Genomic DNA, 23237 nt, shown 5'->3' on the forward strand with positions numbered 1-23237 from the left:
CGGTAACCCCTATCCGCTCTCACACGTGAGCAGGCGAACGCTCGTCGACGCCTCGATCTGCTGGGTCGCCACTTCCTCGCCGTCGATCGTGATCCGGCACGACGCCGCTTCGCCCTCCGGGACGAGCAGCGTGATGCGCGCCTGACCGCCGTAGGTGACTGTGGACTGGACCCACGGCCCGCCGGGCGCGTCGCCCACCGTCACCCGTCCGCGGCTGAGGAACACCACCGCGGTGGGCGACTCCGTGGTCACCTCGTACACGGTCGGCGCCGTCGCTCCGGGCGCGCCGGGTGTGGTCCGCCGCGGCGCGCTCGGCGCGTTCGGGTCGGCGGAGGGCCCGGGATCTTCGAGGTCGTCGAGGTAGGGGTCGTCGAGCGGCTGGGTCGCCGGCGGCGCCGAACGCTCCGCGAACTGGTTGTCGTCGTCGCGGGAGAAGAACGTGAGCGCGGCGGCCACGGCCAGGACGAAGACCAGCACCGCGGCGAGCCCGCCGAGCATGCGCTTCTTCGGGTCCTGCGGCGGCTTCGGCGGGCTCGCCATCGGAGTCGGCGGCTCCACCGGCGGCGGGGTGACGGGCGGCGCCGCGGCCGGGGTGGGCGGCTGGTACTGGTATTGCGGCGCGCCGTCGGCGGTGAAGCCGAGCGGCGGGTAGCTCTGCCCCCTCGCGACCGGCTGCCGATACGGCGGCGCGGTCCGCGGAGCACGGGATGGCCGGGTCATGGCTCCCATTGTGCCGGTCGAGGGAAAGTCGAACGCGCACCCACCGCGAGATCTCGCCGCGACGCGATTCATTTCGGGCGGGTAAACGGTGGGCCGAACGGCGGACATGAAGAAGGCCCCTCACCTTTGTGCTGGTGAGGGGCCTTTCTCAGTGCGCCCGTAGGGATTCGAACCCCAAACCTTCTGATCCGTAGTCAGATGCTCTATCCGTTGAGCTACGGGCGCGTATACGCAGAACGAGTGTACTAGGTAAACCAGTTCTAACGCTATTCGGTTGTCCGGGCTAGCCCGGTCAGCGGAGACGAGAGGATTTGAACCTCCGGTCCCTTTTTCAAGAGACAACTCATTAGCAGTGAGTCCCATTCGGCCGCTCTGGCACGTCTCCTGGTCTCAAGCCCTTCCGGACTCGCTCGCCTTGCAAGACACTACACACGGCCCCGACGCAGAGGCAAATCGCCTGGACCCGACGTGAATCGGCGCGGTTCCACGGCCTACATTCAATACTTGTGACGCTGCGCATCCGCCCCGATCTCGACTCGCTGCCCGCCTACGTGCCGGGCAAGACCTTCCCCGGAGCTCTGAAGCTCGCGAGTAACGAGGTGACCGAGCCACCCCTGCCCGCCGTGGTGGAGGCCATCACCGCCGCGGCCACCGGGATCAACCGCTACCCGGACAACGGTGCGGTGGCGCTCACCGAGGCACTGGCGGTGAAGTTGGGGGTCACGACGGCCGAGATCCAGACCGGCGACGGCTCGGTGACGCTCTGCCAGAACCTGATCACCATCACCAGCGGGCCGGGCGACGAGGTGCTGTTCGGCTGGCGCAGCTTCGAGACCTATCCGTTGGCCACCCGGGTGGCCGGCGCGACGCCGGTGCAGGTCCCGTTGACCGGCGACGCCGTCTACGACCTCGAGGCGATGGCCACGGCGATCACCGATCGCACCCGCCTGATCTTCGTGTGCAACCCGAACAACCCGACGGGCACCATCGTGTCGGCGGAAGCGCTGCGGACCTTCCTGGAGCGTGTACCGAGCGATCTCATCGTCGCCCTCGACGAGGCCTACATCGAGTACGTGCGCCCCGATGCGGCGCACGCCGTCGACGCTCTGGCCCTGCGCCGCGAGTTCCCCAATCTGGTGGTGCTGCGCACCTTCTCGAAGGCGTACGGCTTGGCCGGACTACGCGTCGGTTATGCCGTCGCCGACCCCGCAGTGGTGGCCGCCCTCAGCAAGGTGCACGTGCCGTTCTCGGTCAACAGCCTCGCGCAGGCGGCCGCGATCGCCGCGCTCGGCGCCCAAGACCAGTTGCTGGCCCGCACCGACGCGGTGACCGTCGAACGCGATCGCGTGAGCGACGAACTGCGCGCACTCGGGTACCCGGTGAGCGATTCTCAGGCCAATTTCGTCTGGCTGGCGTTGGGCGACGACGCCGCGGCGTTCGCGACCGCGGCCATCGAGGCCGGCCTGGTGGTGCGCCCGTTCGCCGGCGAAGGCGTCCGGGTCACCATCACGGTGCCCGCGGAGAACGACGTCTTCCTGTCGTTCGCGCGGTCCTGGAAGTCCTGATCAGGAGATGGCCGGACCCAGCGTCGCCCAGGCGTTGGGCAGGTCGCGCTTCCAGTAATCCCAGCTGTGGGTGCCGATCAGGCGGAAGCCGGGCGTGAAGTTGATGCCCTCGGACGACAGCTTGGCGGCGAACTGCAGCGAGCAGCGGTAGGCGCCCACCTCGAGCGCCGAACCGGCGGCGATCTGCGCGTCGGCCGGCCCCTCCTTCGGGTCCCGCTTCGCGGTGAGATCCAGCGGTCCGACGGCGCCGGAACCAGCGCTGAGGAACAGGGCCTTGCCGCGGAGGGCTTCCAGTCGCAGCGACGGGTCGTGCGCCTTCCACTGCTTGCTGCCGGTGCGGCCCCACATGTTGTCGGCGTTGCCGCCGCCCTTGGCGACGGTGGTCCGCACGTACGCCTCGTTGGCCGGCTCGGACACCGGCGGGCAACCGCTCAGCGAGGCGACGCCGCGGTACAGCTCGGGGTGCCGGGAAGCCAGCGCGAACGCGGACTGACCGCCCATCGACAGGCCCATGACCGCGTTGCGGCCGTTGGAGCCGAACTGCGCGGCGATCACCTTGGGCAGTTCTTCGGTCAGGAAGGTCTCCCACTGCGGCTTCCCGAGCTCGCCGTCCTTGCGAATCCAGTTGGTATAGAAGGAGCCCGCGCCACCGGCCGGGAGCACGACGTTCACGTTGCGGCCGGCGAAGAACTCGCCCGCCCCGCCCTTGGTGATCCAGTCGCTGACCTTCTCACCGGCGTCGGCGCCGTCGAGCATGTAGAGGGTGCCGCGGGGGGCCGCGCCGCCCGGCGACAGCACGGTGACCGGCACGGTGCCGTTCATGGCTTCGCTCTTGATTTCGAGATCGGTGCGGTGCATGCCGCGCTGCTTCTTCTCCACCACGTGCGCCCCGCTCGGTGCCGCCTTGGCCGGCGCGACCGCGATCATCGGGGCCAGCAGGGCAGCCGTGGTGAAGGCGGTCAGGGCGAATCTACGAGACGGCTTGCGCATGGTCGCCAAAGATACCGTCCGCAAGTATCGGCGGGGTAAACCGAGACTTATCTCTCCCTGAGAATCGTCGATCCGACGGGGCATAAACTGCGCCCATGACCGACACCGCCTCGCAGTTCGCCTTCGTCGCCCACATCCCCGTGCGCTGGTCGGACGCCGATGCCTTCGGCCACATCAATCACGCCCGCATGGTGACGCTGATGGAGGAAGCACGCATCCAGTGGCTGCTGAGCGCCGGTGAGGAGTACGCGCCGCTGATCAAGAGCGCGATGATCGTGCACGTGGAGATCCGCTATCAGGCGCAGCTCCGGCATCACGACAGCCCGCTGTCGATCGGCATGTGGATCAAGGGACATCGGTCCGTCGACTTCACCATCGGTTACGAGATCCGCGGCGCCGAAGCCGCGCTCGACTCGCGTCCGGCCTGCGTGGCCAGCACGCAGATGGCGGTGGTCGACATCGAGGCGCACACCTTGCGGCGGCTCACCGACGTGGAGAAGGGCTACCTCAAGAGCTGGGGTCGCCCCGAAGCCTGAACGCCCCGGGGGGCCGACCGCGGCTACGACGGGCCGGGTTCGTAGCGTTCGGGCAGTTCCATCGGCGCCTGGTGCGGCGCGATGCGGGCGATGTTGCCCTGCAGCACGTCCCGGTAGATGCGCAGCTGTTCCTCGCCGGCGCGCACCTGCTCGGAGAGGCGACGGGTGTTGTCGGCCGAGAGTTCGCGGTCGCCGGAGCGCGCGACGAGATGATCGATGCGGGCGTCGAGGGTCGACGTCCGGTCGTACTCGTCGAGGATCCGCAGTTCCGCGGAGGCCGATTCCACGGTCTGCGCGATCTCGACGAGCGCCTGCACGCGGGAGAGCAATTCGGTCCACACCGGGCGCAGCGCGGCCTCGCGCTGATCCAGGTGCTCGACGAAACCCTGGTCGTAGCCGCCGCTGGCCCGCGCCTGATCCAGATCGACGCGCAGGGTGCGCAGCGTGACGACGTCGGCGGCGATCTCGGCCAGTTCGGCGTGCAGGTTCACGGCCGAGCGCTGGAGTTCGAAGAAGTCCGACCGCCATGCCGGACTGTGTTGAATGCGGTCGTAGAAGTGGCCGGCGACGAACTGCAAGGCTTCGTAGCCATCGCTGAAGTCGGCACCGCCACGGCCGGACGGCGCCGGCTTCCCGTCGCTGCCGAGGGCTTCGTTGATCCACTCCTCCACGTTCTGCGCGGCGTTGCGACCGGCGAGGGAGCCGACGAAACCGGCGATCCGATCCACGGCGGCGCTCCCGGCCCGGCGCACGCCGCCGCCGACCGGCAGGTTGGCGACCGGGGTGTAGAGCACACCGGTGAAGAGCTTTTCGCGCTCGTCGATCTCCAGGTAGAGGTTCTCGCGCCGTTCACGACGAATGGCTCGGGTGCTGGTGGCGAAGACGCCCTTGCCGCCGACCACCACGCGGCGCGCGTCCTCGCGCCGACGAGTCATGCCGGAAAGCCGAGTGCGCAGGACGGTCGCCACCACGTTCGGGATCATCCCGGTGGCGAGCTGCTGTTCGAGGTGCAGGATCGCGTGCTGCAGTCGTCGCAGTTCGCCGTACGACCCGGTCAGCCGCGGCAGCGGGAGGCCCATCGACATCCGACGCACCACCAGGGCGCGCCCACCGGGCGAGAGGTGCCCCGAGGCGATCAGGAGGGCGGCGTCGTCGGACAGCGGCGGCGGATCCCCCGGCAACCGCGCTTCTTGCGCCCATCGCCGCAGATCGGCCATGGTCACGGGCACGCTTGCAGAGTTCATGGAGTCATCCTACCGACGCATCCGACGCGGCACCGATGCGCGAGTTTCGGCTGACGGCCCTGAAGCCGACTGGTTGGCCCACTGCGATCGGATTTCCAAGCTTTAGGCGGGAGCCGTGCACGCAACACTCGGTTCTGGGGTCCCGCGCACTGCGGACCCCAGTTCGACAGAACAACGACTAGCAGCCCTCGGCGAAGTCCGCCCAGCCCTGGCTCCAGCCACGCTCGTACGCCGCCGCAATGCCTGCGACGCGCTCGTCGGTAAAAGCCTCACGAAGCTCGGACAGATCAAGGACGAGCCACTTCAAACCGTCCTCGCCCACGGTCGCCTCGCCACTAGCGAGCCGGACGCGCGCCTCCGCGAAGTCTGCGGAACGTCCTCGCGAAGCCGCCAAGTCCTCCTCCGGCCTCAGTCGTGCCAGCACCTCGCTCGGTGTCGGCAGAACCGGCTGCGGCGCGCGCCCCGGAGGCACAGGGCCACCGCGAAGGAGCCCTGCGATCGCCTCGTTGACCTCGTCGACAGTCACTGGTCTATGCATGCTGACCTCTCTGCTCACGGGGCCACCAACCCTAGTCGTCTCCGTCCGCCCGCCGACTCGTGATACGAACGAAGACGCACTCAAAAGCCTTCCAAAGGATAGAGACATGAGTTCCGTCTAATGCACGGCCTCGGGATTCGTGCGCCGATCTCACAAGCGGGCCCGGGCGCGGGCGTCGGGGGTGGCCACCAGCAGGTGCAGCAACCACGCGATCGGCGTCGCGACCGCCACCGTGGTCAGGAACGCCAGTGCGGTGGAGCCGGTGAAGATCGGATAGTCGAGCCAGCCCATCACGAACTCCAGCACGATCACGTGGACCAGGAAGAACTCGTAGGAGATCTCGCCGAACCACACCACCGGACGCGACCCGAGCAGTCGTCGCCAGGGGTCGGGGGCGTCGTCGGACCCGAGCCCGACGGCCAGCGGTCCGATCAGCCCCAAGGCGACCACGAGATAGAGGAAGTGTTTGACGATGGTCTGTCCGGCCTCGTCGGGGATGATGGTCGGCCCGCCGGCGAACGCGCCCGCCGAGACAAGGAAGGCCCCAACAGCGATCGGCACCGACACCCGCCAGTCCCACCGGCGCACCAGCTCCACCAACACCGCCAGGGCCATTCCGCCGACGAACCAGCTCGCGAAGGCGGGCGGCCACAGCCGCGCGGTCGGATCGGCGTCGGGCATGCCGTGCACCGCGATGGTCCACACCGGCGAGATCAGGGCGAGCACGCCGAGGCTCACGAGAAGCAGGTCCGGGCGCCAACGACGCTTGCAGACCAGCACGGCGATCGGCCAGGCCACCAGCGGCAGCACCACGTAGAAGGCCATCTCGGCGGCCATGCTCCACATCTGGCTCAGCCCGGTCCGCAGGTGCCCGAAGCCGTAGACCTGCGTGAAGGTCATGTTGCGGAGAAAGCTCCCCCAACCATGCCCCGTTTGGCCGGGGTCTTCGCGCACAAGGAAGATCAGGTACACCGCGATCACGGTGATCCAGTACGCGGGCACCACTCGACGGAAGCGGTGCCAGGCGTATCGACTCGTCGACGGCAGCACCGCGTCGCCCGATACCCGAGCCCGTCCCGCTGACTGCGTAGGTCCCGTCGGCTGAGCTCGTCGAAGCCCCCGCACCCACGGCCGGAACAGCAGGAAGCCCGACAGCACGAAGAAGATCGCGACCCCGATCTCGAACCGTGCGAAGAAGCGGCCCTCGAGGTCGTCGGTGTAGCGCCCGGTCCAGAACGCGGCGTGGGTCAGACAGACCGCCAGGGCCGCCAACGCACGGATCCCGGTCAACGGTGCCGAGCGCGAGGACTTCACTGCCCCATCATGACGCAGTCATGCCGGGGCTACACATCCAAGGCCGGTGCCGGCCATTACCGACGACAGTGCCGCCCTTTGCCAATCGCGAAGGGCGGCACGACGCCCGTGGATGACGGCGACTCGGTGGACGCCTCACCTGGCCTGCGGTCGGTGCGTCAATACCAGACTTTTCGACCGCCGACCGGCCGACCGATCGCGCCCGCGATCCACAGCACCGCTCCGATGACGACGAGCGCGACGCCGATGTAGGTCAAGATCGCGAGCGAGAAGAGCCAGCCCAGGATCAGAAGTATCACTCCGAGAAGGATCATTTCGCTTTCCTTTCACTGCGGCCCACGGCCGATTGGGGTCATTCGCTCGGTTGCGGAATCTGGACGTTGCAGTCGTCGACCTTCGGGTTGACGCCTGCATAGTTCAGTGGTCCGGAGACGATCGTCAGCGCGATCGTTCCCGCAGTCGCGCAGGTCGCGTCCGACTCCTTGAAGTAGTCGCGCTGTACGGCCGCGACCACACCGATCACGAGCCAAATCAGAACGAGCACGCCGATGATTCCGCTACTGCGCCGCCGCATGGTCATCGCCACCTTCCGGTTCCTCACCTATGTGAGTCTCCGGAGTACCCGTCCCGGGGTAGGGCTAAACATGGGTCGGGTCGCGGGAGTTTCGACAAGCTCAACCCGCGAAGAAGCGCTCAACCAGCGAAGTGCGTCAGCGGCCGGTGCGGCGTCGACCTTTCGAGGGCTGCGAGCGGCCGGACGACTTGCCGCCCTTCGCCGGGCGCGGGGGCACTTTGCCGGAGGCCTCCAACGACGCACGCCGGGCCGCGGCCTTCTCCTTGGCCGAGCGCTTGGGCGCGGGTTCGCTCTGACCGCGCGACGAACCGGGCCGACGACCGCGGACGACGCCGATGAACTCCTCCACCAGTTCCGGGGTCGGTGCGTCGCCCGCTGCGGCGACCCACAGCAGTCCGACGGAGGCCGCCGGGCCGTCGGCGAGTGGGCGGTAGGTCAGGTCACGCCGATGGTGAAGCCGCGCCAGCGACATGGGCACCACCAGCACGCCCAGCCCGGCGGCCACCAACTCCACGGCGGCCGCGGTGGTCTCCGGGCGGTGTTCGATCACGGTGCCGGGGTTGCCGGTCCAGCCGAGGACGTCGTCGTCGGGCAGCAGGTACTGCTCGCCCGCCAGATCCGCGGCCGCCACCTCGTCGACCGCGGTGAACACGTGATCCTTGGGCACCACTGCGACGGGCACCTCGTCGTACAACCGGATCACCGACAGTCCGTCCACATCGCCGACGTCGGGGCGGGCCAATGCCGCGTCGACCAGACCTGCGCGCAACCGCCGGGCCACGTCGGCCGCCGGGCAGTCCACCAGCTCGACGGCGACGCCGGGTCGACGTTCCTCGAACACCCGCACCCACTTGGCCGGCATCACGCCGGGCACATACGCGAGCCGGAAGACCTGCGCGCTCTCTTCTGCCGTCACCGGCCTACCGTCCCGCCTGCTCCGCCCGGCCCGATTCGGCCAGGTCGCACCACGATTATTGCCGAGGTCACACTCTGAATGCAGAATCGAAGGTATAGCTCAAGGTCGAGTTGAACCGAATCGCCCGCGCAGGTCGCTGCGGGCCGCAACCGGAGGCGCCATGGCAGAAGCCGCGATGTCGCACATCCGCCGTGCTTACGAACAGCTCCTCACCTCCGGCCAGCCGCCGGCCGAAGCCGTTCGCACCATGGTGGCCGACTCGTGGCTTCGCTCCGTGCAACGCGGCATCGACCCCGTCGATGCCGAGCCGACCGCCTCCATACTCACCCCCACCGACTTCGAGGAGTACCGCAAGGCGCATCGCCTCACCGCGATCCGCGAACTGGTGCAGTCCCTGATGCTCGACGACATCGCCGACTCCGGCGTGGTGGTGGCCCTCGCCGACCGCGAGGGACGGCTGCTCTGGATCGAGGGCGACAGCACCGCACGCGATCGCGCCGCCGCCATCAACTTCGTCGAAGGCTCGCTGTGGAGCGAGGACACGGTCGGCACCAACGCCCCCGGCCTGGCCCTGTCGTTGGGCCGCGGCGTGCAGATCCTCGGCCCGGAACACTTCGCCAGCTCGGTGCAGGACTGGAACTGCGCCGCCGCCCCCGTGCACGACCCGCTGACCGGCGAACTCCTCGGCGTGATTGACGTGACCGGCGGCTCCGCGGCCGCCGCTCCGTTCGCACTCGCGGCGGTGCGGTCGGTGGTGGCCGCCGTGGAACGCGAGCTGCGGTTCGCCGGACGGCCCACCCTGCCGAACGGTGCCGTCGACCTGGCCCGAGCAGCCGTGCGCCCGTCCACGACCACCGTCGTCCCCGAGACGGCCGGCAACCGACTCACCGTGCTCACCGCCCCCAGCTGGACCCCGGCGACCGGGCTCACTGCGCCCCTCTCGCCGCGACACGCGGAGATCCTGCTGCTGCTCAGCACCCATCCGGAAGGCCTGGGCACCGAGCAACTGGCCATGCTGCTATCCGACGACGACCTCGGCGCGGTGACCGTGCGCGCGGAGATCTCCCGCCTGCGGCGCGACCTCGGCGACCTGATCGCCGCCCGTCCCTACCGGCTCACCGTCGACCTGCAGTCCGACTACGGCACCGTCCGCGAACTTCTCGCCCGCGGTGCACTCGCCGAGGCGATCACCGCCCTCGGCCGCGGCGGGCTGCTGGCCGAGTCGACGGCGCCCGGCGTCGTCGAACTCTTCGAAGACCTGCGCGAAGACCTCCGCTCGCGCGTGGTGGCCACCGGCGATCCGGCGGTGCTGACGGCGTGGACGTCGTCGCCGCACGGCCGCGACGACACCGAGGCCTGGCGAGCCCTGGCGCAGGCCCTCCCGGCGGGCGGTGCCGAACGGGCCGTGGCGACCGGCCGTTTGCGACTATTGGATCGTCGTCTGGGACTCGGCTGACCCGGAGCGTCGTTGCAGGTGGGAGCCTAGTCACCACGGTTGCAACGTGACTGCAACCACGTAGCATCTACTGTGTGTTCCAGATCACCAACCGCAGGTGACTTGATCGCCAAGCCACCCCACGCACAAAGGAGTTCGCGATGACTGTTTTCGCCAAGCCCGGTACCGACGGCTCGCTGATGAGCTACCAGTCCCGCTACGACAATTTCATCGGCGGAGCGTGGGTCCCGCCAGTCAAGGGCCAGTATTTTGAGAACCCGTCGCCCATCGACGGCAAGGTCTTCTGCGAGGTGGCCCGCTCCACCGCTGAGGACATCGACCTGGCTCTGGACGCCGCGCACGCCGCCGCTCCCGCCTGGGGCAAGACCACCGTCGCCGCCCGCGCCCAGGTCCTGAACAAGATCGCCGACACCATGGAGGCGAACCTGGAGGCCATCGCGGTGGCTGAGAGCTGGGAGAACGGCAAGGCGGTCCGCGAGACCCTGGCCGCCGACATCCCGCTGGCCATCGACCACTTCCGCTACTTCGCCGGCGTGATCCGCGCGCAGGAAGGCGGCATCTCCGAGATCGACAACGACACCGTCGCGTACCACTTCCAGGAGCCGCTGGGCGTCGTCGGCCAGATCATCCCCTGGAACTTCCCGATCCTGATGGCCGTCTGGAAGCTGGCCCCGGCGCTGGCCGCGGGCAACTGCGTGGTCCTCAAGCCGGCCGAGCAGACCCCGGCGTCGATCCTTTACCTGATGAGCCTGCTCACCGACGTCCTCCCGGCCGGCGTGATCAACGTGGTCAACGGCTTCGGTGTCGAGGCCGGCAAGCCGCTGGCCTCCAGCAACCGGATCCGCAAGATCGCCTTCACCGGTGAGACCACCACCGGTCGCCTGATCTCGCAGTACGCCTCCGAGAACCTGATCCCGGTGACCCTGGAGTTGGGCGGCAAGAGCCCGAACATGTTCTTCGACGACGTGATGAGCGCCGAGGACGGCTTCCTCGAGCGCGCCCTCGAAGGCTTCGCGATGTTCGCCCTCAACCAGGGCGAGGTCTGCACCTGCCCGAGTCGCGCCCTGATTCAGGAAGGCATCTACGACGCGTTCCTGGAGAAGGCTGTCGACCGCGTCTCCAAGATCAAGATGGGCAACCCCCTCGACACCGAGACCATGATGGGTGCCCAGGCGTCGAACGATCAGTACGAAAAGATCCAGTCGTACCTGACCATCGGTCGCGACGAGGGCGCCGAGGTGCTCATCGGCGGCGAGGCCGCAGATCTCGGCGGCGACCTGTCGGGCGGCTACTACATCAAGCCGACCGTCTTCCGCGGCAACAACGACATGCGGATCTTCCAGGAGGAGATCTTCGGTCCGGTGCTCGCGGTGACCAGCTTCCGCGACTACGAGGACGGCATCCGGATCGCCAACGACACCCTGTACGGCCTCGGCGCCGGCGTGTGGAGCCGTAACGGTACCGTCGCCTACCGCGCCGGCCGCGACATCCAGGCCGGTCGTGTGTGGACCAACACCTACCACGACTACCCGGCGCACGCGGCCTTCGGTGGCTACAAGCAGTCCGGTATCGGCCGCGAGAACCACCTGATGATGCTCTCGCACTACCAGCAGACCAAGGCCCTCCTGGTCGGCTACTCGGGTCAGCCGAAGGGCTTCTTCTAAGCCTTCCGCTTCACCCCCCTCTGCGCCCCGCGGTGCAGTCCCCAGCAACGCGCCCCGGAGGTGGTTACCTCCGGGGCGCGTTATCCATTTTTGCGAGCGAATCGAATGAGTGAAGCGAGAGGGAGATCGACGATGAGCGAGAACTCTGCACCCGACCGGGTGGTGGCCACCGAAGCGGCCACGGAGCTGTTGACCAAGCTCACCGAGTTGCACGGCGGGCTGATGATGCATCAGTCGGGCGGCTGTTGCGACGGTTCTGCCCCGATGTGTTACCCGGTGGGCGAATACCGCATCGGCCAGCGCGACGTGCTCGTCGGCGAACTGGACCTGCCCGATCCGCTGCCGACGGTGCGCGTGTGGATCAACGGCGACCAGTTCGAGCTGTGGAAGCACACCCAGCTGATCCTCGACGTGGTGCCCGGCCGCGGCGCCGGCTTCTCGCTGGAAGCGCCCGAGGGGGTCCGGTTCCTGTCTCGGTCGCGGGCGTTCTCCGACGACGAGAACACGGCGCTCGCCGCCGATCCGCCGCGTACCGGCGCCGACCTGGCGGTGTGATCCGCTAGCGCCCCGTGTTCTACTCCCCGAGCAGGGGGAAGGTCCAGGTCCCGTCGGTGACCTCCGGCCGAGGGCGGTACAGCCGGATCAGGTAGTTCCAGCCCTCGGTCACCGGGATGGCGTTGGGCACGTCGGCCGGGTAGTCGCCGAACCGGACGGTGACGCTGCCGTCGTCGTTGCGGACGCCGGTGATGTTGTTGACCGTGTACGCGCCGCGCTCGTTCGGCTCGAAGAAGCCCTCGGAGTTGTAGACCGAGATCGACCAGAAGCCGTCGACCGGGACGTCGGCGCCGACGGTCAGCTCGTACTTGCCGTGCGGCAGGCGGGGATCGACGCCGACGTAGACGGCCTCGCTCACCGGCAGACCGCCCCAGCCGGCGGCGGTGCCGATGAGGTGGCGGATCGGATCCACCTGGTCGCGGGTGCCGAACGCCCCGTCGAAATTGGTCATGTTGCGGGCCAGATCCAGCAGCGAGCGACGGGTCTCGTCGAGGGTCTGCGTGTCGTAGTCGGGCAGTTCGAACGGGACCGACGACCCCGCCGTCACCGCGAGCTGATCCTGCAACGCCGCCACCGCGGCGAGGTCGGCCGGATCGGCCGGGTCCACCAGGATGCGCACCGCCAGCGCCACGTACCGGGTGTCGAACCGCTCCTGGGTCAGCTCGTAGGTCCCGGCGTCGTGGAAGATCTCGTTGATGAAGTGGTCCTCGTTGACCACCATCGCCGACAGGTACCGCTCGCCGTGCTCGGGAAGGGTCAGCGTCGCGCCTTCGCTGAGGTCGACGGCGGCGAAGCTGTACAGCGTGTCGCGGTTGAGGCGGATCACCAGCTGGTGTGCGATGTCGGCGGGCTCGCGTTCATGGTTGAACCGGTTCACACCTCCCGACTTGCGCTGCAAATCGGCCAGCATGCGACCGGTCTCGGCGCGCACGAAATTGTCGACGTTCACACGAATGCTCATGGTCAGATCTTGGCACGACGCCGAACCCGCGACTACTGACTTCGACGTCAGTAGTCGGCGGCCGGATCGACGACGGACAGCAACGCCGCACCCGCGATGAATCGTCGGACGTTCTCGGCGAGCCACGGCGCCATCTCCCGGGTCAGCCCCGGCGCCGGATTGGCGATGTGCGGGGTGAGGATCAGGTTGGGATAGCCGTACAGCGGATCGTCGGCGGCGGGCGGCTCCGGATCGGTCACGTCGAGCGCCGCCCCGGCGATGGTGCCCGCGCGCAGGGCCCGCCCGAGCGCGTCTTGATCGATCAGCGGACCGCGCGCCACGTTCACCACCCAGCTGTGCGGTTTCAGCAGGGCCAGCGTGCGGTCGTTGAGGAGGTGGCGGGTAGCCGCGGTCGACGGCGCTGCCAGCACCACGTGGTCGGTCTCGGCCAGGACCTGCTCGGTGTGCTCGGCGGAGACGGTGCGGTCGGCGCCGTCGACCGGACGGCCGGAGCGGTTCACCGCGATCACCGTCGCACCGCAGGCCCGCAGTCGTGGGGCTAGTTCCCGGCCGATTCCGCCCGCGCCGATGATCGCCACCGTCGCGCCGCGCAGGGTGCGCACGGCGGGCGGGATCACGTCGTCGTTCCAGCCCAGCAGGACACTGGTATCGATCTGCCGCAGACCCGCGAGCAGCAGCGCGAGCGCGTGTTCGGCGCAGCCCGCGGCGTAGAAACCGGAGGCGTTGGTCCAGCGGCGCCGGTCGTCGAGCACGCCCGCGTCCTTGAAGCCTTCGATCCCGGCGGTCTTGAGGGCCACCCACTCGATCGTGTCGTCGAGCGTCGGGAAGTCGGCCGGCGACCCGATCCACACGAGAGCACGCGCCGCATGCAACGGCACGACGACGACGCCGCCCGCTTCGACCGCGGCGACGAGATGCCGATCCTGGTCGGGCTCGATCGCGACGGGCAGTGAGACGGAGGCGTCAGAGCTCATGGCTCAGGTGTACGCGAGAAGTCAGCCGACCAGCAACGCTCCGGCCAGACCCAGGCCGACGACCCAGGTGGTGCCGATCGCGCCGAGCACGAACGGGCGGGGTCCGACGGCGCGCAGCGCGCTGATTCGGACACCGGTGCCGAGGGCGAACATCGCTGCGCTCAGCAGGGCCACCTGGACGTAGCCGGCCACCTGCAGCACGCCGTCGGGCACCACGCCCACCGAGCGCAGGGTGACGCAGGCGAGGAAGCCGAGAACGAACACCGGCACCAGCGGCGGGCGCTTGCCTGCCGGGGCGTGGCGCCGCTGACGCAGGCTGATCACGGTCATCACCGGGGCGAGCATGAGGACGCGGCCGAGCTTGACCACCACCGCGACCGCCAGCGCGCCCGAGCCGATCATGCCGCCGGCCGCCACCACCTGGGCGACCTCGTGCACGGACGCGCCGACCCAGATGCCGCCGATCTCCGGCCCGAGGGACAGGAAGTGCACGGCCAGCGGAAGCAGGCCGAGGAGCATGGTGCCGAAGACCACGACGGTGCCGATCGCGGTGGCGCCGTCCTCGTCATCGGCGTCGATCACCCCGTCGACGGCGGCCACCGCCGCCGCACCGCAGATCGAGGTGCCGCACGCGATGAGCAGTCGTTGCGCGGGGCTCAGGCCCAGCTTGGCGCCCACCCACAGCATGCCGCCGATACCGAAGACCACCACGCAGACGATCACCGCGATCACGCCGGCACCGAGGCCGAGGATGTCGCCGAAGAGCAACTGGAGGCCGAGCAGCGCGATGCCGATGCGCAGCAGCGGCCGCGACGCGATCGCCATGCCGGGGGCGTAGCGCGGGCCGAGCGGGGCGACGTTGGTGAGGATCGCGCCGAGCACGATCGCGATCAGCAGGGGGCTGACCACCGGCAGCCACCGGTTCACACCCATCGCGACAGCGGTGGCGAGGGCGCAGACGAGCAGTCCGGGCACCGGTCCGGTCGCGGGCGGCGACGGCGGCGCTTGCTGCACGGATTCGAGCTGGCGGGTCATGGTTACCAGATTCGCCCGCGGCGTCGTCGTGCAGAAGCCCCCGCGTCAGCATGGGGACATATCGAATTGATCTATCTCCATCGGTGCATGGGCATGCCGAGTAGTCTCGCGATCGTGCGTCCCGGTTCGCTCGACCTCACCGCGCTGGAGCTGCTCGTCGGCGTCGACGACCACGGCAGCCTCAGCGCCGCTGCGCGCGATCTGCATATGGCGCAGCCCAATGCGAGTCGCGCGATCGGCCGCTTGGAACGACAGCTCGACGTCGTCCTCCTCGAGCGCACCACCAGCGGCTCCAGCCTGACCGCCGAAGGCACCGTGCTGGTGCATTGGGCTCGCGAAACCCTGACCGGGGCGCGACAGTTCCTCGACGTGGCCGACGGCCTGCGCGACGACCGCAACGCCGAGCTGACCGTCGCCGCCTCGCTGTCCGTGGCCGAACACCTGATGCCGCGCTGGCTCGGCGAGTTCCGCGCCGACCACCCGGAGACCACGGTGCACCTGCAGGTACAGAACTCCGCAGGGGTACTGGAACTGCTCGGCGCCGGTGGCTGCGATGTGGGCTTCATCGAGACCCCGAGCCTCCCCAAGGGCGTCTACAGCGCGGTCGTGGCCCGCGACCGCCTGGTGGTGATCGTCGCGCCGGACCATCCGTGGGCACGACGACGCCAACCCCTCTCGGTGTCCGAACTGGCCGGGACCCCGCTGCTGGTCCGCGAACCCGGCTCCGGCACCCGCGACACGCTCGACGCCGCGCTCGAAGGACACACCCGCGCCGCACCGCTCCTCGAACTGGGCAGCAGTGCCGCCCTCACCACCGCGGTGGCCGGCGGCGTCGGCCCCGCGGTGCTCAGCACTCTCGCCGTCGACGGCGCCGTACGCGCCGGCGCGGTACAGATCGTCGACGTTCCCGGGCTCCGCGTGGAGCGCGACCTACGCGCCGTGTGGCAGCCGCCCGCCCAACTCGCCGGACCGGCCGGCGACCTCGTGCGGATCGCCCAGCACGGTCGCTGATCATGCCCTACGCGGGGTGATCTCGGCGTGGCCGGTCGGGCACGAAGCCATGCTGTGCACCCCACAGGACGGCTTGCGCCCGGGTGGTCACGCCGATGCGACGGTACCCGGTCCGTATGTAGGTCTTCACCGAGTTGATCGACAGGCCGGTCTGCGCCGCGATGTCGGCGTTGCTCAGACCCTGCGTGATCAGGGCGATCACCTCGGCCTCCCGTTGTGTGAGGCCTTCTTCGCGCCCCGGCCAGTCGCCCACGTTCAGCGCCGCCGTCGAGCTGCTGCCGGAGAACGATTGCGGCGCGCCCTCGGCGAGGTGGATCTTCTCCAGCGCCTCCACGAGTTTCGCAGCCGGCAGTCGCTTGGAGATGAATCCCGCCGCGCCCGCGGTCAGCGCGGCACCGGCGATCGGTTCCGACGCATCCCAGGAATAGACCACCACCTTCCCGACGTGCCCGTTCGCGGCAAGGTCAGCGATGATCTGGTGATCGGCGGGCGGGTTGGCGAACGAGTCGTACAGCGCGATGTCGACGTCGTCGAAAATCTCGCCCGAGGTTGACAGCGCCTGGACGCTCACCCGGTCCGTGTAGCGCCGTAGCATGGTTTCCAGGCCGCGCACCACCACGTCGTAGTCATCGATGAGTGCCACCCGGATCGGTCCCATATCCAACCGTAACCCCCATGAATACACCCGTAGGGGTGAGCCTCCTAACCCTCGACGCACTTAAGGTCGATGTCATCGGCGACAGTCCCGTCGCTCACCCGGAGCAGGAGGTCGCGATTGCGCGGAGAACACGTCGCCAACCCACCGAGCGGCTTGGCCGCTGCCCCCGGCACCTGCAGCTCCGCCGAGCCCGCCGACGCGATGGACGCCGACGAGGTGGCCCGCCGGCGAGGTGGCCCGCCGGCGGGCGACGATCGAGCGAGTCAAAGGCGCCTTGATGTTCGCCTATCGACTCACCCCGCAGCAAGCCTTCGACCTCCTCGTCTGGCGCTCACAGGAATCGAACGTGAAGCTCTATGCTCTGGCCGCAGCCATCGAGGCCCGCATCTCCGACGTCGATCTCCCGTCGGAGGCGCGCTCGAGTTTCGATCGGATCGTGCACGGCGCGCACGAGGACGTACAGCGCCGCTGAGGACGCCGGAGGGAACGGACTGGGAACGCCTCGGCGGTGCTGCTGCAGATCCGAGGCCGCGCACGATGGCGCTCGGCGACCTGCTCCAATAGCCGGGGCGCCGGCCGAGCATGTTTGATCGTCACCGCGCCGGGTAACCGATGGAGCGGGATCGCGCACGGCGATCTCCACTCGCCACTCAACGCAAGGAGAACAGGCATGGCTACATCAGGAATCGAAAAGCATAACGCCAACCGCTTGATGGAGCTCCTGCAGAACCGGCTCAGCGCTCTGAACGACCTGCATCTGACGCTCAAGCATGTGCACTGGAACGTGGTGGGACCCACCTTCATCGGTGTCCACCAGATGATCGATCCGCAGGTGGAAACGGTGCGCGGTTACGCCGATGTGCTCGCCGAGCGCATCGCCGCGCTCGGCGGCTCGCCCGCGGGCACCCCCACCGCGATCGAACGAGACCGCACGTGGGACGACTACAGTCTCGGCCGTGACACGGTGAACGCTCACCTCGCCGCGCTCGACGTGGTCTACGAGGGCGTGATCGGCTCCCACCGCAGCGCGATCGAAGAGGCGGGCAAGATCGACCCGGTATCCGAAGACATCCTCATCGGTCAGACCGGCGAACTGGAAAAGTTCCAGTGGTTCATGCGGGCCCACCTGGAAGATCCGAGCGGCAGGGTGCCGCATGCCGCCCAGGGCACCGAGAGCGGGGCCGCGGCCACCGCCCGCTGACCGCGCTCCGCGGGCAGTCACCTTCCGACATCGAAACGACGACGGCCGACCGGTTCATTCCGGTCGACCGTCGTCTCGCACCGCTACCCCGCCGACCTGCTGCCGGGCGCACGCGACGGGTCCTACTTCCGCGAGGCCTTCCGGTTGGCCCGCTCGATCGCATCGACGAGCTCGGCTTTTCGCATCGTGGAGCGTCCGCGGATGTCCAGATCGCGAGCGACTTCCATCAGGTGTTTCTTGCTGGCCTCCGCGTCGACCCCGCCATGGCTGGTCCCGGAGGGCCGACGGCCACCGCTGCGGGTCACGTCTCGAGTAGTGGTGGAGCGCACTGTTGATCCTTCGTGGGTGGGCAAGTGGCCACCAACAAGACCACAGCCTCTGGCATATATGCGTCGAAGGCATCGAGCCGCCGTGCAGGCCGGATCGCCTCGGCGACGTCTTCTGGTGCTCCGGATTCGCTCCTCTGGGCGAGAACGAGGACCGAGTCGCAGTCCTGGCGGGTCGGGCCGGGACAAACATCAACACCGCCTTCAATCGTTGGTACACCCGCGCGGAGACGGCTTCGTCGGACAGACCGACGCGGCGGCCTTCCTCCTCGGCGCCGTCCTGCCGGTCCTGCTGCCGATCCTGGCCCCGTTTCGACTTCCGACCTGAGTTGGACCTCCTGAGCTGATTTTCGAGGGTGGTTCTTGGATCGGTGCAGGCCAGGGCTGTTCGTCCTGCCGGTCCTGCTGCAGATCCTGGCCCCATTCGACTTCCGGTCCTGGCTGACGCTGACCATCGCCGGGGTGTCGCTGACCGTGACCGCCGTCGTCTTCTCCCCGCGCGGTCACTACCGCGTCGCCTTCGCCATCCTCCGCGGCCTCTGCCTCGGCCTCGGCATGCTGGCTCTGACCTACGCCCTCGGCGACGTGCTCATGTAGTGACCGCCAGTAGGATGCATGCCGCGACCACTCGGCGGCCCACCCCGCCGCCAGCGTACGGAAAGCCCGAGGAAGACGTGCCCAAGATCAGCGCCGACACTCTCGCCGAACACCGCGAGGAAGTCCTGTCATCGCTAATGGAAGGGACCAAGCGCATTCTCCTCAGCGGCGGCGAACGCAAGCTGACGGCCGCGTCGGTGGCCGCCGAGGCCGGTATTGCGCGCAACAGCATCTACCGGTACGTCTCGTCGGTGGACGATCTCGTCGACCTGGTCGTGGCGCAGGGATTCACCGATTGGGCGGCGGCCGTGGCGGCCGCGGTCGACGACGCTCCCGACGCGCGCGCCGGCGTCGTCGCCTACGTTCGCAGCAACCTGACACTCGCCGCCAGCGGCGAGCACATGTTGCAGAGTTCGCTCTCGCGGGCTCGTCTGTCCGAGTCGGCTCGACGTCGAATCGTCGAGATGCACGAGCAGATCTCCGCGGTCCTGCACGACACCGTCGCACAGCTCGACGCGCCGCGGCCGGACCTGATCATCACGGCGATCGACGCCCTGGTGAATTCCTCGTTGCCACTGGTGGGACCCGACGCACCCGCCGATGAGGTCATCGACTTCATGTGCGGCGCCGCGGCCGCCATCGTCAACCCCTGACCTCCCCTTTTGAGACACCCTGTCGCAACGCTGTACCGTCTGGTCGCGACAGGGTGTCTCAATAGATGGGAGTGGCAGTGTTCATCGCATTGCGCGAACTGCGAGCGGCCTGGGGCCGCTTCGCAATGATCGGACTGGTGGTGGCGCTCGTCGCGGCACTCGTCGGTATGGTCTCCGGATTCACAATCGGCCTCGGCAACGACACGGTGTCCGCATTGCGGGCCATGAACGCGAAGTCGGTGGCGTTCGCCGACGGCGCCAACGACTTCAACCGGAGCACGATCTCCGCCACGGACGTCCAGGCATGGCATGACCTCCCCGACGTCGACTCGACGCCGTTCGGCATCACCATGGCCCACGGCGAGACCGACTCGGGCTCGGTGGCCGACCTCGCAGTGATCGGCGTGAACCCGGAGGGTCCGCTGACCCCGGCCGCCGAGGCCGGCGAACGTCTGGGCACCGCACCCGGCGAGATCGTCGTCTCCACCAAACTGCTCGACGAGGGCATCACGATCGGTGACGAGATCACCGTCGACAACACCGACGTGGTGCTGCGCGTGGTCGGCACCGTGGAACCGACCTCATACGGCCACGTCCCCGCCGCGTACACGTCACTGGAGACCTGGCGCACGGTCCGGTACGGCACCACCGACCTGAACGACCGCCAGCGCGGCACCGCTGCAGCGATCGCGATCCTGGGCGGCAATCCCCCGGCGACCGTCGGCGCGACCACCGTCTCGCCGGAGACCACGATGCTCGAGGCCGCCCCCGGCTACTCGGGCGAGCGCCTCACGATGAACTCGATCCTGGCGTTCCTCTACGTGATCGCGCCGCTGATCGTCGCGGCCTTCTTCGCGGTCTGGATCCTGCAGCGCCAGGGCGTGTACGCCCTCCAGCGGGCGCTCGGCGTGTCCCGGTGGTCACTCATCGGCGCCACTCTCGCGCAGGCCACCGTGGTGGTCGGCCTGTCGACGATCATCGGATCGGCCGTCGCCTACGGACTGGGCCTCCTCCTCGGCGACGCCGTGCCGTTCGACCTCCCCTTCGCCTCGCTGGCGACCACCACACTCGCGGTGATCGCGGCCTCGCTGGTCGGATCCGCCGTCACCCTCCGCTGGGTCGTCACCGCCGACCCCTTGACCATGCTGGGAGCCTCCCGATGAGCCTCGACCTTCGCGATGTCACCGTCGAATACCGTTCCGGCGACGACCCGCTGCCGATCCTCGACGGCTTCACGGAGACCTTCGCGGACAGGCAGGTCACCGCGATCGTGGGACCGTCGGGCTCGGGCAAGTCGACGTTGCTGGGCGTCTGCGGGATCCTGCGGCACCCCGACTCCGGGACCGTCACGCTCGACGACACCGACGTCAGCGCTCTCTCGACCCGCGCAGGCGACCGGTTGCGTCGCACGCACATCGGTTACGTCTTCCAATCCGGAAACCTGTTCCCCGGGCTCACCGTGCTCGACCAGGTGGTCGCGATGGGCGTCATCTCCGGTAAGCGCCCCTCGCAGGTGCGCTCGCGCGCGGAAGAACTGCTCGAGGAAGTCGGCATGTCGACCCACCTCAAGACCCGACCGGAGCACCTGTCCGGCGGGCAGCGACAGCGGGTGGCGATCGCCCGCGCGATGGTCCACCGCCCCTCGCTGCTGCTGGTCGACGAGCCGACCGCCGCGGTGGATCGCAGCCAGGCCGGGCAGATCGTCGAGCTGATCAACCGGGTGACCGCCGAGTCCGGATGCGTCACCGTCGTCGCAACACACGACCCCGAGGTGGTCGCCGCCGCGGACCGCGTGGTTCCCCTCGTCGCAGGCTGATCGCCGCCGGGCTTCGACCGGCTGCCGCGGTGTACCTGCCGATCGCGCAGGTACTGACATGAGGTCAGGGGCGGTTTCTCGAGAATCGCCCCTGACCTGCTGCGGAAGCGGAGGGATTTGAACCCCCGGTCCTTTTACAGACGCTCGCTTTCAAGGCGAGTGCATTCGGCCGCTCTGCCACGCTTCCCTGGTGCCTCGACCATCGTACGAGGTCGCGGTCCGACCCGAACCCAGACCCCGGGACCTCGGCGAACCGGTCTCCGCTCCGATCCCGCGCACGAGGCCGAACTTCCGCTATCCCTCGACGCCCCCGCCCAGCGCTGGAAGACTCGAGGGCATGTACGCCATCACCGGCAGCGAGCAGCTGCAGTTGACGCAGGTTCCCGATCCGACGCCGGCCGCGGACGAGGTGGTGATCGCGGTGGTCGCCGCCGGCGTGAATCGCGCCGACGTGCTGCAACGGTCCGGCTTCTATCCGCCACCGCCCGGCACGTCGGAGATCCTCGGGCTGGAGGTCTCCGGGCACATCGCGGCCCTCGGCGCGGACGTGGCGGGGTGGGCGATCGGCGACCCGGTGTGCGCACTGCTGTCCGGCGGTGGCTTCGCCGAGAAGGTCGCGGTGCCCGCGGCACAACTGCTGCCGGTGCCCGACGGGGTGAGCGTGCGCGATGCCGCGGCCCTGCCCGAGGTGGCCTGCACGGTGATGTCGAACGTCTTCACCGCCGCGCACCTGCAGCCGGGCGAGATGCTGCTCATTCACGGCGGATCCAGCGGCATCGGCACCCACGCGATCCAGGTCGCGAAGGCTTACGGCGCCACGGTGGCGGTCACCGCGCGCAACCCGGAGAAGCTGGCCCGCTGCGGCGAACTCGGCGCGGACATCCTCATCGACTACAGCTACGAGGACTTCGTCGCCGCACTCAAACCGCACGGCGGCGCCGACGTGATCCTCGACGTGGTGGGCGCCCAGTACCTCCCGCGCAACATCGACGTACTCGCGAAGGACGGTCGCCTGGTGGTGATCGGCATGCTCGGCGGGCGCAAGGGCGAGCTCGATCTGGGCAAGGTGCTGGCAAAGCGCGCGACGATCATGGGCACCACCCTCCGCGCCCGACCCGCCTCCGGCCCCGGCTCGAAAGCCGAAGTGGTCGCGGCCACGCTGGAGGGGACCTGGCCGCTGATCGCGGCCGGTGCGGTGCGCCCGGTGATCGACACGGTCTACCCGCTGGCGGAAGCCGGAACCGCGCTCGACCGACTGGTCGACGGTTCGGCGATCGGCAAGATCCTGCTGGAGGTCAGCGGGTAAGCACCCCGTTCAGGCGTCCGCGTCGACAGCGGCGATGCGGTCGGCGGCGGCGACGCGGTCGCCCACGCGTCGCATCATGCCGACGAGGTCCTCCATCTCCGCCGGGGACAGCACGTCGAAGACCAGGGCCTGCGCGGCTCGGTCGCGCGCAGCGTCGATCGGCAGCTGCGCCGCCCGCCCCTCGGGAGTGATGCAGACCCACTTCTGCCGTGCGTCCCCGCGAGCGCCTACGGCGACCTCGATGAACCCGGCGCCGATCAGACGGCTCACCTGGCGAGACACGGTGCTCATGCCGATATGCGTGCGCTCCGCGAGATCGGAGATACGCAGCCGCGGCGACCTCGACAGCGCGTCGAGCAGGCGCCACTCCGAATGCGTCAGAAACGACGCCTCATCTGTACGCCGACGAACCTCGTGGTAAAGGTCCCACCCGGCCTCCGCGAAATCACGCCACTGCTGATGCTGCACCGACGACAAGACGCCCCGGTCCGTGACACCACCGACATTCCCCTGCTCGGCCAAGTCATTCCCTCCCCGCAAAACGTCAACGCAACAAAAACGCGCTGGTCATACAGTACCGAAAAGGATTATTAACTACAGTTAGTAGAGCCTGAAAACATCGTTTCT

The 23237-nt window shown here is 68.7% G+C and carries 26 protein-coding genes, 3 tRNA genes and 1 pseudogene; 13 read left to right on the forward strand and 17 right to left on the reverse strand.

Features of this window, described 5'->3' with window-relative positions:
* Nucleotides 1-9: 9 nt before the first annotated feature.
* From ABD989_RS04400 to ABD989_RS04410, 3 genes are all read right to left on the reverse strand, one after another.
* Nucleotides 10-720: a hypothetical protein gene (locus ABD989_RS04400; RefSeq protein WP_345312574.1), complete on the reverse strand. Its 711-nt coding sequence runs from the start codon at nt 718-720 to the stop codon at nt 10-12.
* A gap of 152 nt (nt 721-872) precedes the next feature.
* Nucleotides 873-945 (reverse strand) — tRNA-Arg (locus ABD989_RS04405).
* Nucleotides 946-1016: 71 nt separating this feature from the next.
* A tRNA-Ser gene (locus ABD989_RS04410) sits at nt 1017-1105 on the reverse strand.
* Between the two features lie 121 nt (nt 1106-1226).
* On the opposite strand from ABD989_RS04410, the gene hisC reads away from it, so the two are divergent.
* A complete protein-coding gene (gene hisC, locus ABD989_RS04415) occupies nt 1227-2285 on the forward strand; it encodes a histidinol-phosphate transaminase (RefSeq protein ID WP_345312575.1) in 1059 nt (352 codons plus the stop codon).
* Here hisC and ABD989_RS04420 read toward each other — a convergent pair whose 3' ends face one another.
* Nucleotides 2286-3275, reverse strand: coding sequence for an alpha/beta hydrolase (locus ABD989_RS04420; RefSeq protein ID WP_345312576.1), 990 nt, complete (start codon nt 3273-3275; stop codon nt 2286-2288). It lies immediately after the preceding gene.
* A gap of 95 nt (nt 3276-3370) precedes the next feature.
* Here ABD989_RS04420 and ABD989_RS04425 point away from each other — a divergent pair, with 95 nt between their 5' ends.
* Entirely contained in the window at nt 3371-3811 is a 441-nt protein-coding gene (locus tag ABD989_RS04425; protein ID WP_345312577.1) for an acyl-CoA thioesterase, read from the forward strand.
* Between the two features lie 23 nt (nt 3812-3834).
* On the opposite strand, the gene ABD989_RS04430 is transcribed toward ABD989_RS04425, so the two are convergent.
* The 6 genes from ABD989_RS04430 to ABD989_RS04455 all read right to left on the reverse strand — a co-directional run bounded on the left by ABD989_RS04430 (nt 3835) and on the right by ABD989_RS04455 (nt 8343).
* Complete coding sequence (locus ABD989_RS04430; RefSeq protein WP_345312578.1) at nt 3835-5055, reverse strand: AAA family ATPase; 1221 nt, start codon at nt 5053-5055, stop codon at nt 3835-3837.
* Nucleotides 5056-5233: 178 nt separating this feature from the next.
* Nucleotides 5234-5611, reverse strand: coding sequence for a hypothetical protein (locus ABD989_RS04435; RefSeq protein ID WP_345312579.1), 378 nt, complete (start codon nt 5609-5611; stop codon nt 5234-5236).
* Nucleotides 5612-5743: 132 nt separating this feature from the next.
* On the reverse strand, nt 5744-6907 hold the full coding sequence (locus ABD989_RS04440) for an acyltransferase family protein (RefSeq protein ID WP_345312580.1): 1164 nt from the start codon (nt 6905-6907) through the stop codon (nt 5744-5746).
* Between the two features lie 158 nt (nt 6908-7065).
* Nucleotides 7066-7221 (reverse strand): hypothetical protein, encoded by a 156-nt coding sequence (locus ABD989_RS04445; protein WP_345312581.1) that lies wholly within the window; start codon nt 7219-7221, stop codon nt 7066-7068.
* A 38-nt stretch (nt 7222-7259) separates the two neighbouring features.
* Nucleotides 7260-7487 carry a hypothetical protein gene (locus tag ABD989_RS04450; RefSeq protein WP_345312714.1) on the reverse strand — a complete coding sequence of 76 codons (228 nt, stop codon included), beginning with the start codon at nt 7485-7487 and terminating at the stop codon, nt 7260-7262.
* A gap of 130 nt (nt 7488-7617) precedes the next feature.
* Nucleotides 7618-8343 (reverse strand): LysR family substrate-binding domain-containing protein, encoded by a 726-nt coding sequence (locus tag ABD989_RS04455; protein ID WP_345312715.1) that lies wholly within the window; start codon nt 8341-8343, stop codon nt 7618-7620.
* A 214-nt stretch (nt 8344-8557) separates the two neighbouring features.
* On the opposite strand from ABD989_RS04455, the gene ABD989_RS04460 reads away from it, so the two are divergent.
* The 3 genes from ABD989_RS04460 to ABD989_RS04470 all read left to right on the forward strand — a co-directional run bounded on the left by ABD989_RS04460 (nt 8558) and on the right by ABD989_RS04470 (nt 12072).
* Nucleotides 8558-9853, forward strand: coding sequence for a helix-turn-helix domain-containing protein (locus ABD989_RS04460; RefSeq protein WP_345312582.1), 1296 nt, complete (start codon nt 8558-8560; stop codon nt 9851-9853).
* 140 nt (nt 9854-9993) lie between these two features.
* Nucleotides 9994-11517 (forward strand): acetaldehyde dehydrogenase ExaC, encoded by a 1524-nt coding sequence (gene exaC, locus ABD989_RS04465; protein ID WP_345312583.1) that lies wholly within the window; start codon nt 9994-9996, stop codon nt 11515-11517.
* A gap of 132 nt (nt 11518-11649) precedes the next feature.
* Complete coding sequence (locus ABD989_RS04470) at nt 11650-12072, forward strand: DUF779 domain-containing protein (RefSeq protein WP_246993441.1); 423 nt, start codon at nt 11650-11652, stop codon at nt 12070-12072.
* 19 nt (nt 12073-12091) lie between these two features.
* On the opposite strand, the gene ABD989_RS04475 is transcribed toward ABD989_RS04470, so the two are convergent.
* Genes ABD989_RS04475 through ABD989_RS04485 form a run of 3 tightly spaced genes read right to left on the reverse strand, consistent with a single transcriptional unit; the run spans nt 12092 to nt 15042 of the window.
* The gene (locus ABD989_RS04475; RefSeq protein WP_345312584.1) at nt 12092-13033 is read right to left on the reverse strand and encodes a DUF1214 domain-containing protein; all 942 of its coding nucleotides are present in this window, start codon (nt 13031-13033) and stop codon (nt 12092-12094) included.
* 47 nt (nt 13034-13080) lie between these two features.
* Entirely contained in the window at nt 13081-14007 is a 927-nt protein-coding gene (locus ABD989_RS04480) for a D-isomer specific 2-hydroxyacid dehydrogenase family protein (RefSeq protein WP_345312585.1), read from the reverse strand.
* A 21-nt stretch (nt 14008-14028) separates the two neighbouring features.
* Nucleotides 14029-15042, reverse strand: a complete 1014-nt coding sequence (locus ABD989_RS04485) for a YeiH family protein (RefSeq protein ID WP_345312586.1) — start codon at nt 15040-15042, stop codon at nt 14029-14031.
* Between the two features lie 93 nt (nt 15043-15135).
* Between ABD989_RS04485 and ABD989_RS04490 the strand changes: the two genes are divergently transcribed.
* Nucleotides 15136-16053, forward strand: coding sequence for a LysR family transcriptional regulator (locus ABD989_RS04490; RefSeq protein WP_345312587.1), 918 nt, complete (start codon nt 15136-15138; stop codon nt 16051-16053).
* A 7-nt stretch (nt 16054-16060) separates the two neighbouring features.
* On the opposite strand, the gene ABD989_RS04495 is transcribed toward ABD989_RS04490, so the two are convergent.
* Nucleotides 16061-16672: a response regulator transcription factor gene (locus tag ABD989_RS04495; RefSeq protein ID WP_308221339.1), complete on the reverse strand. Its 612-nt coding sequence runs from the start codon at nt 16670-16672 to the stop codon at nt 16061-16063.
* Between the two features lie 271 nt (nt 16673-16943).
* Between ABD989_RS04495 and ABD989_RS04500 the strand changes: the two genes are divergently transcribed.
* Together ABD989_RS04500 and ABD989_RS04505 are read left to right on the forward strand one after the other, a co-directional pair.
* Nucleotides 16944-17183, forward strand: coding sequence for an ANTAR domain-containing protein (locus tag ABD989_RS04500; RefSeq protein ID WP_425556478.1), 240 nt, complete (start codon nt 16944-16946; stop codon nt 17181-17183).
* Nucleotides 17184-17381: 198 nt separating this feature from the next.
* A complete protein-coding gene (locus tag ABD989_RS04505; protein ID WP_345312589.1) occupies nt 17382-17912 on the forward strand; it encodes a Dps family protein in 531 nt (176 codons plus the stop codon).
* 122 nt (nt 17913-18034) lie between these two features.
* On the opposite strand, the pseudogene ABD989_RS04510 reads toward ABD989_RS04505, so the two are convergent.
* A pseudogene (locus ABD989_RS04510) lies at nt 18035-18211 on the reverse strand (Rho termination factor N-terminal domain-containing protein); the annotation flags it as partial.
* Between the two features lie 390 nt (nt 18212-18601).
* Here ABD989_RS04510 and ABD989_RS04515 point away from each other — a divergent pair.
* The 4 genes from ABD989_RS04515 (at nt 18602) to ABD989_RS04530 (ending at nt 21304) form a co-directional block, all read left to right on the forward strand.
* Complete coding sequence (locus ABD989_RS04515) at nt 18602-18835, forward strand: VIT1/CCC1 transporter family protein (protein ID WP_246993426.1); 234 nt, start codon at nt 18602-18604, stop codon at nt 18833-18835.
* A 77-nt stretch (nt 18836-18912) separates the two neighbouring features.
* Nucleotides 18913-19488 (forward strand): TetR/AcrR family transcriptional regulator, encoded by a 576-nt coding sequence (locus ABD989_RS04520; RefSeq protein ID WP_246993424.1) that lies wholly within the window; start codon nt 18913-18915, stop codon nt 19486-19488.
* A 77-nt stretch (nt 19489-19565) separates the two neighbouring features.
* Nucleotides 19566-20651 (forward strand): ABC transporter permease, encoded by a 1086-nt coding sequence (locus tag ABD989_RS04525; protein WP_345312716.1) that lies wholly within the window; start codon nt 19566-19568, stop codon nt 20649-20651.
* Entirely contained in the window at nt 20648-21304 is a 657-nt protein-coding gene (locus ABD989_RS04530; protein ID WP_345312590.1) for an ABC transporter ATP-binding protein, read from the forward strand. Before ABD989_RS04525 ends, ABD989_RS04530 begins: the two co-directional genes overlap by 4 nt.
* Before the next feature lie 102 nt (nt 21305-21406).
* On the opposite strand, the gene ABD989_RS04535 is transcribed toward ABD989_RS04530, so the two are convergent.
* A tRNA-Ser gene (locus tag ABD989_RS04535) sits at nt 21407-21491 on the reverse strand.
* Between the two features lie 150 nt (nt 21492-21641).
* Between ABD989_RS04535 and ABD989_RS04540 the strand changes: the two genes are divergently transcribed.
* Nucleotides 21642-22610 (forward strand): NAD(P)H-quinone oxidoreductase, encoded by a 969-nt coding sequence (locus ABD989_RS04540; protein ID WP_345312591.1) that lies wholly within the window; start codon nt 21642-21644, stop codon nt 22608-22610.
* Between the two features lie 9 nt (nt 22611-22619).
* Here ABD989_RS04540 and ABD989_RS04545 read toward each other — a convergent pair whose 3' ends face one another.
* Nucleotides 22620-23132 (reverse strand): MarR family winged helix-turn-helix transcriptional regulator, encoded by a 513-nt coding sequence (locus tag ABD989_RS04545; RefSeq protein ID WP_345312592.1) that lies wholly within the window; start codon nt 23130-23132, stop codon nt 22620-22622.
* Between the last annotated feature and the right edge of the window lie 105 nt (nt 23133-23237).

Source organism: Gordonia alkaliphila (assembly GCF_039542465.1).
Classification (GTDB): domain Bacteria; phylum Actinomycetota; class Actinomycetes; order Mycobacteriales; family Mycobacteriaceae; genus Gordonia; species Gordonia alkaliphila.

Bases quoted from the DNA above. Each gene is read 5' to 3' on its own strand.
- ABD989_RS04470 (WP_246993441.1), top strand. From the start codon at position 11,650: ATGAGCGAGAACTCTGCACCCGACCGGGTGGTGGCCACCGAAGCGGCC.
- ABD989_RS04455 (WP_345312715.1), bottom strand. From the start codon at position 8,343: ATGCCGGCCAAGTGGGTGCGGGTGTTCGAGGAACGTCGACCCGGCGTC.
- exaC (WP_345312583.1), top strand. From the start codon at position 9,994: ATGACTGTTTTCGCCAAGCCCGGTACCGACGGCTCGCTGATGAGCTAC.
- ABD989_RS04400 (WP_345312574.1), bottom strand. From the start codon at position 720: ATGACCCGGCCATCCCGTGCTCCGCGGACCGCGCCGCCGTATCGGCAG.
- ABD989_RS04425 (WP_345312577.1), top strand. From the start codon at position 3,371: ATGACCGACACCGCCTCGCAGTTCGCCTTCGTCGCCCACATCCCCGTG.
- ABD989_RS04505 (WP_345312589.1), top strand. From the start codon at position 17,382: ATGGCTACATCAGGAATCGAAAAGCATAACGCCAACCGCTTGATGGAG.
- ABD989_RS04540 (WP_345312591.1), top strand. From the start codon at position 21,642: ATGTACGCCATCACCGGCAGCGAGCAGCTGCAGTTGACGCAGGTTCCC.
- ABD989_RS04445 (WP_345312581.1), bottom strand. From the start codon at position 7,221: ATGATCCTTCTCGGAGTGATACTTCTGATCCTGGGCTGGCTCTTCTCG.
- ABD989_RS04490 (WP_345312587.1), top strand. From the start codon at position 15,136: ATGCCGAGTAGTCTCGCGATCGTGCGTCCCGGTTCGCTCGACCTCACC.
- ABD989_RS04475 (WP_345312584.1), bottom strand. From the start codon at position 13,033: ATGAGCATTCGTGTGAACGTCGACAATTTCGTGCGCGCCGAGACCGGT.
- ABD989_RS04480 (WP_345312585.1), bottom strand. From the start codon at position 14,007: ATGAGCTCTGACGCCTCCGTCTCACTGCCCGTCGCGATCGAGCCCGAC.
- ABD989_RS04460 (WP_345312582.1), top strand. From the start codon at position 8,558: ATGGCAGAAGCCGCGATGTCGCACATCCGCCGTGCTTACGAACAGCTC.
- ABD989_RS04430 (WP_345312578.1), bottom strand. From the start codon at position 5,055: ATGAACTCTGCAAGCGTGCCCGTGACCATGGCCGATCTGCGGCGATGG.
- ABD989_RS04485 (WP_345312586.1), bottom strand. From the start codon at position 15,042: ATGACCCGCCAGCTCGAATCCGTGCAGCAAGCGCCGCCGTCGCCGCCC.
- ABD989_RS04420 (WP_345312576.1), bottom strand. From the start codon at position 3,275: ATGCGCAAGCCGTCTCGTAGATTCGCCCTGACCGCCTTCACCACGGCT.
- ABD989_RS04530 (WP_345312590.1), top strand. From the start codon at position 20,648: ATGAGCCTCGACCTTCGCGATGTCACCGTCGAATACCGTTCCGGCGAC.
- ABD989_RS04450 (WP_345312714.1), bottom strand. From the start codon at position 7,487: ATGACCATGCGGCGGCGCAGTAGCGGAATCATCGGCGTGCTCGTTCTG.